This window comes from Streptomyces sennicomposti, from assembly GCF_019890635.1.
Classification (GTDB): domain Bacteria; phylum Actinomycetota; class Actinomycetes; order Streptomycetales; family Streptomycetaceae; genus Streptomyces; species Streptomyces sennicomposti.
The window spans coordinates 21,409-36,212 of the sequence record NZ_JAIOAB010000068.1; the positions used below are offsets into that span (position 1 = coordinate 21,409).

Genomic DNA, 14,804 nt, shown 5'->3' on the forward strand with positions numbered 1-14,804 from the left:
GTTGGTACGGACTTGATCCGGCCGTGAGTGCGGAGGAAAACAGCCGTGAAAAACCCGGGCCCGTCCCCTTTCCCCGAACCGTCCGGTCCGTTCGGCAGCACGGACCAGGAACTGAGCGAGGAACTGCGGAAGTGGACCGGAGCGACGCCCGCCCTCAACCCCGTCGGCGAACTCCTCGACCGGCACTGGGAAGCGGCCTTCGCCTACGCCCGGCTGTGCACCGCCGGGCCGCATCCCGCGGGCATGCTCACCACCCAGGCCTTCACCCGCCTGTTCGGGCAGTCGCTGCGCCGGACCGGGCCGACCGCCGCGTGGCGGCCCCGGCTGCTGGTCACGGTGCGCCGGATCGCGGGGGAGTGGGGCGCGGACCACCGGCGGGAGACGCTGCACCCGGAACTGCGGGCCGCGGCCGGTACCGGCGCCGACGCCGGTGAGCGGGTGACGGCGTCGCTGCTGCCGCCGGTCGAACGGCGGCTGCTGTCCCGCGCGTTTCAGCGGCTGCCGCAGACGGCCGCCGCCCTGCTCTGGCACGCCGAGGTCGAGGCGGAGCCGCCCGCCGCGCCCGCCCGGCTGCTCGGGCTCGACGAGGCGGGCGCACGCCTCGAACTCGGGCGCGCCCGCGAACGGCTGCGGGAGGAGTGCCTCCAGGTCCACCGCGAACTCGCGCCCGACCAGGACTGTTTGCGGTACTTCCGGCTGCTGGACGTGACCTACCGGCGCGGTGGCATCGATGTCGATCCCGATCTGCGCCAGCACCTGGCCGGCTGCACGCACTGCCGGCACACCGCCGGGCAACTGGCGCCGTTCAACTCCGACCTCGGCACCGCGCTCGCCGAGGGGGTCCTCGGCTGGCGTGCCCGGGAGTACCGGGTACTGCGCCTGGCCGCCGCGGCGGAACCGAGCAGCGGGCACGGCCACGACTCCGGTACGGCCCCGCCGCCCGCCGATCTGGTCGGCGGCGAGGCGTTCACACAGGCCGCGAAGGGCACGCCACCCGGCGCCTTCGCACCACGTGAGGCGGACTCGGCGACCGAGGCGTTCGCCGCACCGGGAGCGGGCGCGGGGTCCGACGCGTACGGCTCGCCCGGAACGGGTGTGGCGGCTGAGGGCCATGCCCCGCCTGGAGCGGGTGCGGTGCCTGACGGCTGTACCCCGTCTGGGGCGGGTGCGGCGGCCGATATGTTCGCTCCGCCCGGAGCGGGTGCGATGCCCGACGCCTTCGCCTCGCCCCCCGTGGGGACGTCGGCTGATGTCTTTGCTCCGTCCGGATCGGGTGCGGCGGCCGACGTGTTCGCTCCGCCCGGAGCGGGTGCGATGCGCGACGCCCTCGCCTCGCCCGCCGTGGGTACGGCATCCGGCTTCTCCGCCCCGACCGGGGGAGGCGCTGTGCCCGACGCCTTCGCCCCGTCCCCCTCGGGGGCGCCGACGGCGGGCGCGGCTTCCGCCGCTCCTGACGCGCCGCCCGGGCCGGCCCCCGCCGCCCACGTGCCGCCCCGCCCCGACGCGGCGCCCTCCGCGCCGCAGGGCGCGCCGCCGTGGGGCGCGGGCAGCCGCTTCGCCGCGACGGCGGCCGCCGGCCCGACGGGTTCCGCCACCGGCGCCGGCGGCCGGTCCGCACGGCGGTCGGCCCGGCGGGCCGCGCGGAACCGGAACCTCGCCATCGCCGCGGCGACCGTGAGCGGTCTCGTCGTGCTGCCGCTCGCCGTCTGGTCGGCCCTCGGCTCGGGCGACGGCGCCGCGCCCGCCGCCGGAGGCCGCCCGAGCGGTTCGGCCGCGCCCTCCGGCACGGCGTCCCCGGCCCCCGCGCCCACCTGGGCCGGGACCGGCGCCGCGGGGAAGACGACCCTGCGCGGGCGGCTGCACAACGCGGCCTCCGGGCTCTGCGTCGGCATCGTCGGCGGGAAGGCCGTCGCCGGGGCGGAGACCGAGCTGGCGAAGTGCTCCGCCCAGCCCGGCCAGCAGTGGGCGTACGAGACCGACGGGCTGCTGCGCAGCGGCGCCGCGCCCGGGCTGTGCCTCGACTCGCACCTCGGCTACTCCGTGCAGCTCGCCCCGTGCGTCGCCGCCGGTGCGCCGGGCGGCCGGAACATCCGCTACGACTTCACCCTCCAGGGCACCCTCGTCCCGCGCTTCGACCAGGACCTGGCGCTGACCCCGGCGGCCACCGACGGCGCGGGCGCGCTCGTCCTGAAGACGCGGGCGAAGACCGACACCCAGCGCTGGTCGATCGACACGCCCTCCACCGACCTCCAGATGGAGGTGGCGAACTGGGCGGCGCACGGCGTGCCCCGGCCCTGACCCGGCGACGGCGCGGCCGCCTCAGGGAGGCGGGGGCGGCCCGTGCGGGTGCGGCGGGGGAGGCGGCGGCAGCGTCGTGAGGTCCGGCGCCGCCTCCGGCCACACCAGCAGCACCGGGCAGGGCGCGTGGTCGACGGCGAACCGCACGGCCGGTCCCAGACTGCGCGGGCCGAGCCGGTCGCGGTCGCCGTCGCGGGCCAGCACCAGCAGATCGGCGTCGTCGGCGGCCTTCACCACCTCGCGCTCGACCCGCCCGGCCCGTTCCAGCGGCGTGCACGGCCGGCCCAGCCGGGCCGCCGCCGCGGCCAGCAGTTCGGCCGCCGAGGCGTCGCCGAGATCGGCGACCTGGTCGCCCGGGTCCCGCTCCCAGCCGTCGCCCGGTGCGTGTCCCCGGCGGTGTCCGCGCCCGAGGAGCCCGGCGAACGCCCCGTGCGCCACCCCCGGCACGTCCGCCGCGCTGACGTGCAGCAGCACCACCTCCGCGTCCTCGGGCGCATGGGCGCGCACGGCGTCCACACAGGCGGGCCAGGTGCCCTCGACGAGCCAGGCGATCACGCGCATACGGCGGCCTCCCTCAGCCTCCGGTCTTCCCCGCCGCACCCCGCGCCTCACCCGGCCGCGCCGCGCGGCTCACACGATCCGCAGCGCCCCCCACAGTGCCACCACCGCGGGCACGAGCGCGGCAGGCACCGCCAGCAGGCCCAGCCGGGTGAACTCCTTGAGGTCCACCCCGTGGTCGTGCTGGTGCACGATCCGCCGCCACAGCAGCGTCGCGAGCGAACCGGCGTAGGTGAGGTTGGGTCCGATGTTGACGCCGAGCAGCACCGCCAGGACCGCGCCCGGCCCGGCCGGCGCGGTCAGCGGCAGCAGGACCAGCACCGCCGGCAGATTGTTGATCAGATTGGCCAGCACGGCGGCCACCGCGGCCGTGCCGAGCAGCGCGAGCAGTCCCGTGCCGCCGGGCAGGACGTGCCCGAGCGCGTCGGCGAGCCCGTTGTCGACCACCGCGCGCACGACCACGCCGAGCGCCAGCACGAACGCGAGGAAGGCCGGCGCGGCCGCCCGCACCACGCCGAGGGCGGTGGCCTCGCGCCGCACCAGGGCCCGCCCGGCCAGCACCAGCGCCCCGGCCAGCGCCGCCCACGCCGGTTCGACGCCGAACGTGGAGGCGAGGACGAAACCGGCGAGCGTACAGCCCACGGTGATCAGCGCGAACACCGGCATCGCGGGCGGCTCGCCGGTGCCCGGCGCAGGCGCCGAGGCCGCCAGGTCGCGGGCGAAGAAACGGCGGAAGACGACGTACTCCGCGCCGATCGCCACCAGCCACGGCAGCGCCATCAGCGCGGCGAACCGGGTGAAGCTCAGCCCGCTCGCCGCGAACGCCAGCAGGTTGGTCAGATTGGAGACCGGCAGCAGGAGCGACGCCGTGTTGGACAGATGCGTACAGGCGTAGACATGCGGCTTGGGGCGTACGCCGGTGCGGGCGGCCGTGGCGAACACCACCGGGGTCAGCAGGACGACGGTGGCGTCCAGGCTGAGCACGGCCGTGATCGCCGACGCCAGCGCGAACACCGCCGTCAGCAGCCGCACCGGACGGCCCCGCGCCCACCGGGCCGTCCACGCCCCGCACGCCCGGAACAGCCCCTCCACGTCGCAGAAGTGGGCGAGGACCAGCACCGCCGCCAGGAACCCGACGACCGGCGCCAGCCGCACCACCTCGGCGCGCGCGTGGTCCGTACCGATCGCGCCGGCGGCGACGGCGACCGCGGCGGCGGGCACCGCCAGGGCGGCCTCCGGCCAGCCGAAGGGCCGGACGACCGCCCAGGCGAGCACGGCGACGAGCAGGACGACGGACAGGCTCTCCGCCAGCGGGGTGTTCAGGGCTCGGTCCTCCGGACGAGGTCGACGGTGCCCGCACATCAAAGCAAACAGCCGTCGCGCCTTCGCGCGGACGTGCGGGGACCGGGCCGCGTCACGGCGCGGCGCCGGACCCGAACCTCACGGCGCGGTGCCTGGGCTGAACGTCACGGCGCGGTGCCGGGCCTGGACGTCACGGCGCGGTGCCGGGGCTCAACACGGTCAGGAACACCGACGAGGAGTTGCCGCCCACCGGCACCTGACCGGCCGTCCACTTCACCGTGAGGTGGTCGCGCTCGTCCGGCGGCGTCACGATCAGCGCGGCCGGCTTCGCGGTGCGCGCCCCGCTCACGCCCGGGTTGGAGAAGGTCAGTCCCGCCCAGGCGCTGGCGCCCGGCTTCAGGGTGACCGTCGCCGGGGAGCCCGACGAGCGCTTGGGGTCGGGGCCGAGCTGGCGGCCGGAGGCGTCCACGAACGCGGCGCCCGGATAGCCGCGCACCGTGCAGGTGCGGCCGGAGACGTTGGTGAGGACCAGCGGGAAGTTCTCCTGCCCCGCGCCGGGGTCCATCCGGCCGATCGCGGCCCGCAGCTCGGAGGTGTGGCAGCGGCCGCCCTGCGCGGCGGTGTTCTTGTCGGAACCGGTGCCGGCGCCGGTGCCCGAGGCGGTGGCGTGGCCGGTGGTGGCGGGGGCGCCGGAGCCGGGGGGCGAGGCGGTACGGCCCGCTGTGGTGGAGCCGCCGCCCGGGGCGGTGCTCCCGGCCGCCGCGCCGGTCGTCGTGTCGCCCGTCGCGGGCGCCGCGGTGCCCGGCACCTTCTGCGGTCCGCCCGCCGTGCCGTGGTCGGTGCCGCAGCCCGTCAGCAGGCCCAGCGCGGCGATCGCGCCGGCGAGCAGGGCCGTACGGCGGCGGGACGGGGAGGTGTACGCCATGATCCACGCTCCTGGAGGTTCGTCGCACACGGTGCCGTGTGCGTCCGGCGCCTCGTGCGCCGACATGAGGTCCGATGCGCGGTCCGGATGGAAAGTTCGCGGTTCCCGCACTTTTCTTCCCGGGAGTTCTTCCCGCCGGGGACCGCGCCCTGTGCACCCGTACCCGTGTTCACCCCTACCGGGTCCGGGTGACCTGCAGCGAGCGGAGTATGCGGTCGGTCGGATCGTCGCCGCCCTGCCGGCGGACCTGCACGTACACCTGGGGCTGCCCGGCGGTCCCGGCCGGGACCAGCGCGGCCTCGGTGAGCAGACCGCCGCCGGGGCAGCCGCTCCAGGCGCGGACCCGGCCGTGCCACGGCCCGGCGGCGTAGGCGCGGTCGCCGTCGTAGTGGCAGCCGGAGTGCTCGACGGCGGCCACCCGGGCGGTGACGTCGCCGTGCTCGCTCAGCCCGACGAACACCCCGTCCACGCCCGCGCCCAGGTCCTGCCAGCGCGTGAGGTCGTCGGCGACGGCGAGCCCCGGCTCGTGCCCGGCGGGCAGCCCCAGCGTCGCCGGGTCCCAGCCCGAGTCCCGCAGCTGCCGCCCCCAGCCGTCCGGCACCCGCAGCGCGACCCGGCCGGTGGCGTCGGCGACCCGGACACCGGACGCGGCGGAGGTCTTCGGCGTGCCGGGCCACAGCGCCACGCCGAGGCCCACGCCCGCCGCGACGACCACGGCCACGGCGGCGCCCAGCGCGACGACCCGGCCGCCGCGTCGTCCACGCGGTCGGCCGGCGCTCGGTCCCCACCGCCCGCGCGGCCGTCCCACGCCCCGGCCCCACCGCCCGCGCGGCCGGACGGCGGCCGGGCCCGCCGCCGCACAGGTCTCCAGCTCCTCGGCCAGCGCCTCGGCGGTCGGCCAGCGGCGCTCGCGGTCCGGCTCCAGGGCGCGCATCAGCGTCCGCGCCACGCCCGGGTCCACGTCCGGCCGCAGCCGCTCCGGCGGGACGACCTTCCCCGGCGCGGCCGGCACCGTGCCGGTCACCAGCTCGTAGCCCACCGCGCCCAGGCTGTACACGTCGGCCCGCGCGTCGATCCCCGCGCCCGGCTCGGCCTGCTCCGGCGGCCGGTACCCCTCGGAACCGGCGGCCAGGGTCAGCCCGGAGGCCTGCGCGAGGCTCTTGGCGAGCCCGAGGTCGGCGAGCAGCACCCGCCGCGTCCCGTCGGGCGCGGTGCGCAGCAGCACGTTGCTCGGCTTGACGTCCCGGTGCACGATGCCCGCCTCGTGCAGCGCGTGCGCGGAGCGGGCGGCCAGCGCGGTCAGCCGCAGCGCCTGGGCCACCGGCAGCGGCCCCGCGGCGAGCAGGTCGGCGAGGGTGCCGGCGTCGGCGTACTCCATGACGAAGTACGGCCTGCCGTCGGGCAGTTCACCGATGTCGTGGACCTGGACCACCCGCGGCGAGCCCGCCTTGCGCAGCAGCCGCGCCTCGGACAGGAACCGCTCGCGCACATCGAGGCGGTGCGCCCAGTTCTCGGCGAGGACCTTCACCGCCACCGGGGCGTCGAGGTCGTCGTCGTGGGCGAGCCACACCGTGCCGAAGGCGCCGGTGCCGAGGCGCCGTTCGAGCCGGTAGCGGCCGATCCGCTCGACGGAGTGCATACGACTATCATGCCTGCCCTGAGATCGACTCCGAGGAGGACCCACGTGCCGGACGCGGCGCCGACCGAAGAACTCGCCCGGCGCGCCGCCGCCGGTGACGGCGCGGCACTGGAGGAACTCCTCACGGAGATCCGGCCGGAGCTGCTGCGGCGCTGCGGGCGGTTCCTGCCCTGCCGCGAGGACGCGGAGGAGGCCGCGCAGGACGTGCTGCTCCAGATCACCCGGAAGATCGACACGTTCGAGGGACGCAGCAGGTTCAGCACCTGGCTCTACACGGTGGTCGCCAACTGCTGCCGGCAGAAGTACCGCGAGCTGAAGCGGCGCGCCGCCGAGCACCCGGCCGCCATCGAGCCGGAGCGGTACGTCGACCCGCGCACCACCAGCGTCATCGCCGGTTCCCGGATCGATCTGCTGGAGGCGCTGGATCGGCTGGAGCGGGAGCATCCGCACCTGGTGGCGCCGCTGGTGTACCGGGACATCTGCCAGCTGGAGTACGCCGAGGCCGCCGAGCGCGCCGGCATCCCGCTCGGGACCCTGAAGTCACGGCTGCACGAGGCCCGCCGCCAGGTCAGGCCCTGGCTGGCTGCGGGGTCCTGACCGGCGGGCGGTCCCGTAGGGCGGCGCGCTGCGACGGCGGGCGGCGGGACCGGGGGTCGTAACCGGGGGGCGTGACCGGGGGCCGTGACCGGTGCGCAGGGCCGCCCGCGCGCCCCTCACTCCCCGTCGAGCAGGTTCAGCTCGGCCCAGATGGTCTTGCCCTCCGTGGTGTGCCGGCTGCCCCAGCGCTGGGTGAGCTGCGCGACCAGCAGCAGACCCCGGCCGCCCTCGTCCCAGGTCTTGGCGCGGCGCAGATGCGGGGCGGTGTTGCTGGTGTCGGACACCTCGCAGATCAGATGCGTCTCGTCGTGGATCAGCCGGAGCCGGATCGGCGGGGCGCCGTACCGGATGGCGTTGGTGACCAGCTCGCTCACCACCAGTTCGGCGGTGAAAGCGGCCACGCTCAGCCCCCAGTCGTCCAGCTGTTCGACGACCTGCTTGCGGATCGGGGCGACCAGCGAGGGATCGTCGGGGATGTCCCAGGTCGCCACCTGGGAGGCCGGCAGGCCCTTGGTGCGCGCCAGCAGCAGGGCCACGTCGTCGCCGGCGCTGCCGCCGGGCAGCAGGGCGTGCAGCACCCGGTCGCAGGTCTCCTCCAGGGAACCGCCGTCGGCGGCCAGCGCCGCGCACAGCAGCCGGTACCCGGCCTCCACGTCCCGCTCCCGGCTCTCCAGCAGCCCGTCGGTGTAGAACGACAGCACGCTGCCCTCGCGCAGCTCCAGCACCGCCGACTCGAACGGCAGTCCGCCCAGACCGAGCGGCGGCCCGGCCGGCAGGTCGATCCGGTGCGGGGGCCCGTCCGGCGGCAGCAGCACCGGCGAGGGGTGCCCGGCGCGGGCGAGCGTGCACCGCCGGGAGACCGGGTCGTAGACCGCGTACAGACAGGTCGCGCCGACCTCGCCGGGCCCGTCGTCGCCGTCCTCGGCGGACATCCGCACCACCACGTCGTCCAGATGGGTGAGCAGCTCGTCCGGGGCGAGGTCGATGTCGGCGAGGGTGCGCACGGCGGTGCGCAGCCGGCCCATGGCGGCCGAGGCCCGCACCCCGTGCCCGATGACGTCCCCGACCACCAGCGCCACCCGCATCCCGGACAGCGGGATCACGTCGAACCAGTCGCCGCCCACGTCGGCCCGGGCCGCCGGGAGGTAGCGGGAGGCCGCCTGCACCCCCGCGGTGCGCGGCAGGGAGCGCGGCAGCAGGCTGCGCTGGAGGGCGAGCGCGGTCTCCCGCTCGCGGGAGTAGCGGCGGGCGTTGTCGATGCAGACGGCGGCCCGGGCCGTGACGTCCTCGGCCAGCAGCACGTCGTCCGGCATGAACGGGTGCGGGTGCTGGAAGCGGGTGAAGACGGCGACGCCCAGGGTGACGCCCCGGGCGAGGATCGGCACCGACATCGTGGAGTGGATGCCGAGGCGCCGGGCGAGCAGGACGCGCTCCGGGTCCCAGGCGAGCCACTTCTCCAGGTCGCCGGACTTCTGCGACACCACGATCGGCTGACCGGCCAGCAGCGCGGCGCCCTGCGGCGAGGCGGCCGGGTACACCTCGCTGCGCCCGGGCGGGAACATGGCCTCCGGGTCGCCCGGAGCGGCCGAGCGGTGCGCGACGCGGCGCAGCGAGACGGGGACCTTCAGCGGCCCGATGGGCAGTTCGCCGCCCTGTTCGGGCGGGTCCACCAGATAGACGCTGACGAAGTCGGCGAGCGAGGGGACGCAGACGTCGGCCAGCTCCTGCGCCGTCCGGGTGACGTCCAGGGTGGTGCCGATGCGGGCGCTCGCCTCGTTGACCAGCTGGAGCCGCTCGCGCGCCCGGTACTGCTCGGTGAAGTCGTGCACGGCGACGCACACCCCGAGCACCCGCCCGTCGGCGCCCTTGACCGGGGAGACCCGGGCCAGCCAGGCGCTCAGCCGCTCGTCCTCGCCGTTCGAGACGTACGTCCGCACGTCGTGGCTCCGGCCGGTGTCGAGCACCCGGAGCATGTGCGACTCGATGTCCTGGCTGTGCGGCCGGCCGCCGATCTCCGAGTGGCGCAGGCCCCGCAGCCGTTCCCCGGAGAGGCCGATCACCTCCGCCATCGCGTCGTTGACGGCGTGCAGGCGCAGCCGGTCGTCGTAGACCGCGACGGCGCACGGGGACTGCAGCAGCTGCGCCCGCAGCAGCGGATCGTCCGGCGCCGGCGCCGGACCGCCCTCCAGCGGGGTGACCAGGAGCCAGTCGCCGCCGTCCTCGGGCCGGCGGTGGTGCGCGAGCAGCCATACGGGGACGGTGTGCCCGTCGCGGTGGCGCAGGTCGAGCGTGCCGGTCCAGCGGTGCTCCGCGGGCACGGCGGGAACCTGCGCGCCCTCGGCCAGCAGCCGATCGGCCGGCCTGCCCACGACTTCCTCGGGCGCCCAGCCGAGCAGCCGGCGCGCGCCTTCGTTCCACTCGGCGAGCAGGCCCCGTTCGTCGACGACGGCCCGGGCCGTGGCGGCATCGTCGAACGGATACACCGGGCTCATCGCCACTCCATCGCGCACACTCACAGTGATCAGACGTGTGTCACTCGCGATCCAGCCTAGTGCGTCCCCGCGGCGCGCGGTCGCCGACCCCCCTTTCCGCGCCGGGGCGTCTCCCGGTACCGCGGCGCGCGTGGTCACGGGCGGCGCGAGCCGGGCGCGCGCCCCGCCGTACGGGGCGCTCCCCGCGCGCCGGACGGCCTGCCGCACACCGGTTCCGGTACCGTGCCCGTACCGCTGTGACCAGCGGCTATTTACGCGTAAGTACCCGCGCGGTACCGTTTGGAGCATGCCAGCGCTCAATGTGGAGTTCAGTGACCGCGAGCTGGAGGACCTGCGCCAGATCGCCAAGGAACGCGGTACGTCGATGAAGGCGCTCGTGCGGGAGGCCGCCGCCGCCGACATAGCCCGGCACCGGGCCCTCCAGGAGGGCGCCGAGGCCTTCCGCCGGTTCTTCGCCGGCCACGCCGAAGAATTCGCCGCCGCGTTCCCCGACGACGAGCCGCCCACGAGGGGCGAGGGACGAGCCGCCTGACCGATGACCCCCGTCATCCACATCGACGTGCCCTGGCTGCTCCAGCGCCATGAGGAAGTGCTGCCCGACCAGCCCGCGGTCGACGACTTCTCGGCCCTGGTCGCCGCCGTCGCCCGCCATCGCGTGGACCCGCCCCGGCTGGGCGTGGACTCCGACGCCGCCTGGCGGGCCGCCGCCCTGCTGCACACCCTCGCCGTGCTCAAGCCGCTGCCTTCGGCCAACGCCCGCTTCGCCTGCGCGACGGCCGTCGCCTACATGTACGTCAGCGGCGTCGGCATCGACCCGCCCTACGGCGCCCTCGTCGACCTCGCCCGCGATCTGATGTCCGGCAAGACCGACGTGTACGGCGCGGCGGACCGGCTGCGGTCCTGGGAGATCTGAGACGGGGTGCGGGAGACCCGGTTCCGTGCCGGCGGCACCCGTCGCGCCCCTCTGCGGGAACGTTCCGGCATCTATGACGGGAGTGTTTCAAGTCGATTGCGGAACACGGGAGAACGCGCCATCCGGCTGGATCTCGCACCCGGCGGGCCCGTGGTTTCGGGGTTGGAACGTTCGAATTCCGTGACTTCACGCCACTGATTCAATACGCAAGGTTACCGAAACCCATGGGTTCGATGTGAGTTTCGGTGGCGGACTCGGCAGACTCCCGCTCGCCGGGTCCGGCACCGACCGCGCCGGACGGGCATCTCTCATCGAACCTTGCGGAAGGAAGCACACAATGCGGAACACCGCGCGCTGGGCAGCGACCCTCGGTCTGACGGCCACCGCCGTCTGCGGACCGCTCACCGGGGCCGCCCTCGCCGCCCCGGCCGCCGCCCCCGCCACGCTGTACGCCCCCTCGGCCCTGGTGCTCACCACGGGCCACGGGACGGCCGCCGCCACCGCCACCCCGGAGCGCGCCGTCACCCTCACCTGCGCGCCCACGGCCTCCGGGACCCACCCCGCCGCGCCCGACGCGTGCGCCGAACTGCGCTCCGTGGGCGGCGACTTCGACGCCCTGACCGCCGGCGGCGACGTGCTGTGCACCAAGGAGTACAACCCCGTGGTGGTCACGGCCGCCGGAGTCTGGCAGGGCAAGCGCGTCTCCTACGAGCGCACCTTCGCCAACGAATGCGTGAAGAACGCCGCCATGACGAGCGTCTTCGCGTTCTAGAGCCGGGATCGCACGGTTTCCGCGCAGCACCATGGGCCGCGTGACTGGGGAGTGCGCGGCCCGGCACGGGAACCGGCGGTGATCCCGCGACAGGGACCGGGGGGCGGGGGGGGCCCTCCCGCCGGTCCCTGACATCTTTCGCCGTCTTCTTCCGTATACGGAGGAAGACGGCTTCTCCGTGTACGGCTTTCTTCGTCCACGGCGGAGCGCCGCTACACCCGCTTGCGGTGGCTGGTGTCGCACCACGGGTAGCGGCGGCTGCGGCGGCAGGTGCACAGCGCGACCCGCCACCGGTCCGAGGCGACCGTGGTGCCGTCCTCCAGCTCCACCTCGACCGGGCCGTCCACCAGGATCGGGCCCTGCCGCTGCATGGTGATCCGGCGGGCCGGCGCCCGGCGGGCGTCCTCGGCGCTCTCAGAGGGCTCGTTCGGCACGGATGACCACCAGCTCTTCCTTCTCGTCCTCCGAGCCGAGCAGCCCGCGCTCGCGCAGCCACTCCCGTCTCGCCCGCAGCACCGGCCCGAAGGCGATCCAGCGGCGCCGCACCACCGAGGCCTTCAGCCCGGCCTCGCGCAGCAGGTCCAGGGTGCGGCCGGGACCGCTGAGCGCGGAGTGCACGATCAGCAGCACCCCGCCGGGCCGCAGCAGGCCGGGCGCGTCCCGGCAGATACGGTCCAGCACCTCGCGCCCGTCGTGGCCCGCGTCCCAGGCCCGCGCCCGCCCGCGCGGGGCGTGCCGTGCGCCGGGGGCCGGGACGTAGGGCGGATTGGCCAGGATGAAGTCGAACGTGCGGCCGCGCACCGGACCGAAGAGGTTGCCCCGGCGGGCGTGGACCGGCAGCCGGCGCAGCCAGGCGTTGAGGCGGGCGCTCCACACCGCCCGCCAGGACACGTCGACCGCGGTCACCTCGGCGCCCCGCCGGGCGGCCGCCAGCGCGAGCGCGCCGCTCCCGGTGCCCACGTCGAGGACCTCGGCGCCGGGCCGCAGCGGCTCGTCGCCCAGGGCCTCGGCCAGGAGGGCGGTGTCGTCCTGCGGGGCGTAGACGCCCGGAAGTACCAGTTCACTCACGCCACGCGAGTACCCCGTAACCCGGGGATTATCAGGAGGCGGGGACCGTCTCCGCCGACGCGAGGGGTACGCGCAGCGAGGAGCGGCCCGCCCGCCAGTCGGCCAGCAGCCGGCCGCCCAACCGGTCCTCCAGGAAGCCGGTCGCGTCGATCCCGAAGGCCACGTCGGCCGCCAGGTGCGGCTCCTCCTCCAGCAGCCCGGCGATCACCTCGTGGCGGACGACCTGCTCGTGCACCGCGTCCGCCTCGACGTGCTCGTCGTAGAAGAACTCGGCGGCCCGGCCCGCGCCCGTGCGGCGCATCGCCTCGGCCAGCCGCCGGGAACCGGGCGAGGAGGTGATCTCCACCGCCGCGAAGTGCCCCACCAGGGCCCCGCGCAGCGACCGGTGCAGCCCGAACAGGGACATCATGTTCACCGTGGCCAGGACCTCCGCCGAGGCCGCGTCGAGATAGCGGCCGTACGTCGTGTCCAGCCCGAGGTCCGTCATCAGGTCCGCGAACAGCCGGGCGTGGACGCGGGCCGCCCGGCCGCCGCCGTACTCGTCGAACTCCACCGCCGCCATCGCCGCCTTGGCCCGGCCCCACAGCCGCGGCAGCACCCAGGCATGCGGGTCCGCCTCCTTGAGGTGGTACAGGGAGCGCTGGGCGGCGTACTCGCGCAGCTGCCACAGCTCGCCCTCGTCCCGCAGATAGTGGGAGACGCCCGAGCCGTCGACTGGTTCGACCAGCAGTTCGCCGAGCGCCTCGTCGAGACTGCCGTGGCCGGGGGTGTCGGCGCGCAGGGCGGTCAGGAAGCGGTCCTCCAGCGCCGCCCGCACGCGCAGCAGGTCCGGGTCCCACTCACGCCCCGCGGCCACCCCGGCCCATCCGCGGTAGTGCAGCTCGTAGCACAGGTACAGGGCGAGCTGGAGGTCGTCGCCGTACGGGTCGGCGGCCCCGGCGTCCGCGGGGCGGGGGAGCGGGCCGGTGTCGAGCAGGTGGGCCGTCACGGCTGCGGAGAGCGGGCCCCGGGCGGGCGGCAGCTGGGGTCCTCGGCGATCGTCGTCCATGGAACCCGGGTACCCGGGGCGCCTGCGGCCATCCTCCCCGTGATCGCGGCCGGCTCAGCGGTCCTCGGCCTCCTCCTGGGCCTCTTCCTCCGCACCGGCGTTCGGGGTGATCGCCTCGGCGGCCTCGCCGCGGTGCCGCTTCTCCCGGGACTCGTCCACGTCCGTCTCGGCCTTCTCGAACTCGCGCAGGACCTCGCCGAGGGCGGTCTGCGGGCGGTCGTGGTGCTGCTTGCCGTCGTTGTCGGGCATGGTTCTCGCTCCTTGCCTGAAGTCGGTACGGTCCTGCCCCGGGCCCGGCGCGGCCCGGATCAGGGCCCCGTCCGGGGCCGGCAGGACCCGGTCCGGTTACGTCTTCCCGTCTTCGCCCGCTTCACCGGGTCGCGCTCGCGATCCGCAGCGGCACGGGGTCCGGGGGCGCGACGTCCTCGCTCAGCCGGGCGACCTCCGCCCACCAGGACGGCCCGTCCTCCAGGTGCCGCAGCAGCACGCCCTCGCGGATCGCCCACGGGCACACCTCGGCCGTCCTCAGCCCGGTCAGCTTCATCGCCGTGTGGCCGACCACCGCGCCGGCCAGGCTCTGCGCGGCCCGCGGCGCGGAGATGCCGGGCAGCGCCGCGCGCTCGGCGGCGGGCAGGGCGGCCAGCCGGTCCACGGCCCGGCGCAGCTCCCCGCGCCGCAGCCGCCGCTCCACGAACGGCCCGTACCGCCCGGGCGCGGCCCCGCACAACCGCCCCAGCTGCTGGAACGTACGCGAGGTGACCACCGCCGTGCGCGGCCCCTCCCAGCGGATCCGGGCGGCCACGTCCCGCAGCTGGTGGCGGACCCGGCGTCGCAGCGCCTTGACGCGCTCCGGCGAGGGCGGGTCCTCGCCGGCGAAGAACTCGTGGGTGAGCCGGCCGGCGCCCAGCGGCAGCGAGGCCACGAAGTCGGGCAGCCGGCCCCGCCCGAAGGCGACCTCCAGGGAGCTGCCGCCGATGTCGAGCAGCGCGAGCGGCCCGGACCGCCAGCCCGCCCAGCGCCGCGCCGCCAGGAAGGTCAGCTCGGCCTCGACCTCGCCGGGCAGCGTGCACAGCTCCACCCCGGTGCCGGCCCGCACCGCGCGCAGCACCTGGAGGCGGTTGGGCGCGCCGCGCACCACGGCGGTCGCGAAGGGCGGGACCCGCCTCAGTCCCGTTCCGTCGCCACCAGTTCC

At 75.9% G+C, this 14,804-nt stretch carries 15 protein-coding genes; 5 read left to right on the plus strand and 10 right to left on the minus strand.

Features of this window, described 5'->3' with window-relative positions:
• Positions 1 to 45: 45 nt before the first annotated feature.
• Positions 46 to 2,298, plus strand: a complete 2,253-nt coding sequence (locus K7787_RS27410; protein WP_223003295.1) for a ricin-type beta-trefoil lectin domain protein — start codon at positions 46 to 48, stop codon at positions 2,296 to 2,298.
• Positions 2,299 to 2,319: 21 nt separating this feature from the next.
• Here the strand turns inward: K7787_RS27410 and K7787_RS27415 are convergent, their stop codons facing one another.
• The 4 genes from K7787_RS27415 to K7787_RS27430 form a co-directional block, all read right to left on the minus strand.
• Complete coding sequence (locus tag K7787_RS27415) at positions 2,320 to 2,859, minus strand: universal stress protein (protein ID WP_223003296.1); 540 nt, start codon at positions 2,857 to 2,859, stop codon at positions 2,320 to 2,322.
• A 69-nt stretch (positions 2,860 to 2,928) separates the two neighbouring features.
• Entirely contained in the window at positions 2,929 to 4,218 is a 1,290-nt protein-coding gene (locus K7787_RS27420) for an SLC13 family permease (RefSeq protein ID WP_223003297.1), read from the minus strand.
• A gap of 130 nt (positions 4,219 to 4,348) precedes the next feature.
• Positions 4,349 to 5,083, minus strand: coding sequence for a DUF4232 domain-containing protein (locus tag K7787_RS27425; protein WP_223003298.1), 735 nt, complete (start codon positions 5,081 to 5,083; stop codon positions 4,349 to 4,351).
• Positions 5,084 to 5,258: 175 nt separating this feature from the next.
• Entirely contained in the window at positions 5,259 to 6,722 is a 1,464-nt protein-coding gene (locus K7787_RS27430) for a serine/threonine-protein kinase (protein WP_223003299.1), read from the minus strand.
• 45 nt (positions 6,723 to 6,767) lie between these two features.
• Here K7787_RS27430 and K7787_RS27435 point away from each other — a divergent pair, with 45 nt between their 5' ends.
• Positions 6,768 to 7,319, plus strand: coding sequence for an RNA polymerase sigma factor (locus tag K7787_RS27435; protein WP_019983490.1), 552 nt, complete (start codon positions 6,768 to 6,770; stop codon positions 7,317 to 7,319).
• A 116-nt stretch (positions 7,320 to 7,435) separates the two neighbouring features.
• On the opposite strand, the gene K7787_RS27440 is transcribed toward K7787_RS27435, so the two are convergent.
• Positions 7,436 to 9,811 carry a SpoIIE family protein phosphatase gene (locus tag K7787_RS27440; protein WP_223003300.1) on the minus strand — a complete coding sequence of 792 codons (2,376 nt, stop codon included), beginning with the start codon at positions 9,809 to 9,811 and terminating at the stop codon, positions 7,436 to 7,438.
• A gap of 286 nt (positions 9,812 to 10,097) precedes the next feature.
• Here K7787_RS27440 and K7787_RS27445 point away from each other — a divergent pair, with 286 nt between their 5' ends.
• The 3 genes from K7787_RS27445 (at position 10,098) to K7787_RS27455 (ending at position 11,496) form a co-directional block, all read left to right on the plus strand.
• Entirely contained in the window at positions 10,098 to 10,343 is a 246-nt protein-coding gene (locus tag K7787_RS27445) for a hypothetical protein (RefSeq protein ID WP_027758336.1), read from the plus strand.
• A gap of 3 nt (positions 10,344 to 10,346) precedes the next feature.
• Positions 10,347 to 10,724 (plus strand): hypothetical protein, encoded by a 378-nt coding sequence (locus K7787_RS27450; RefSeq protein ID WP_019983493.1) that lies wholly within the window; start codon positions 10,347 to 10,349, stop codon positions 10,722 to 10,724.
• A gap of 337 nt (positions 10,725 to 11,061) precedes the next feature.
• Positions 11,062 to 11,496, plus strand: coding sequence for a protease inhibitor (locus K7787_RS27455; RefSeq protein ID WP_223003301.1), 435 nt, complete (start codon positions 11,062 to 11,064; stop codon positions 11,494 to 11,496).
• A gap of 212 nt (positions 11,497 to 11,708) precedes the next feature.
• Here the strand turns inward: K7787_RS27455 and K7787_RS27460 are convergent, their stop codons facing one another.
• From K7787_RS27460 to K7787_RS27480, 5 genes are all read right to left on the minus strand, one after another.
• Positions 11,709 to 11,930: a CDGSH iron-sulfur domain-containing protein gene (locus K7787_RS27460; protein ID WP_019983495.1), complete on the minus strand. Its 222-nt coding sequence runs from the start codon at positions 11,928 to 11,930 to the stop codon at positions 11,709 to 11,711.
• Positions 11,911 to 12,564 carry a HemK2/MTQ2 family protein methyltransferase gene (locus tag K7787_RS27465; protein ID WP_164393334.1) on the minus strand — a complete coding sequence of 218 codons (654 nt, stop codon included), beginning with the start codon at positions 12,562 to 12,564 and terminating at the stop codon, positions 11,911 to 11,913. The genes K7787_RS27460 and K7787_RS27465 overlap by 20 nt, the downstream gene beginning before the upstream one ends.
• Positions 12,565 to 12,595: 31 nt before the next feature.
• Positions 12,596 to 13,612 (minus strand): iron-containing redox enzyme family protein, encoded by a 1,017-nt coding sequence (locus tag K7787_RS27470; protein WP_223003302.1) that lies wholly within the window; start codon positions 13,610 to 13,612, stop codon positions 12,596 to 12,598.
• A 54-nt stretch (positions 13,613 to 13,666) separates the two neighbouring features.
• On the minus strand, positions 13,667 to 13,861 hold the full coding sequence (locus K7787_RS27475) for a hypothetical protein (protein ID WP_223003303.1): 195 nt from the start codon (positions 13,859 to 13,861) through the stop codon (positions 13,667 to 13,669).
• A 121-nt stretch (positions 13,862 to 13,982) separates the two neighbouring features.
• On the minus strand, positions 13,983 to 14,804 hold an 822-nt coding region (locus K7787_RS27480), incomplete at its 5' end, for a Ppx/GppA phosphatase family protein (RefSeq protein ID WP_223003304.1).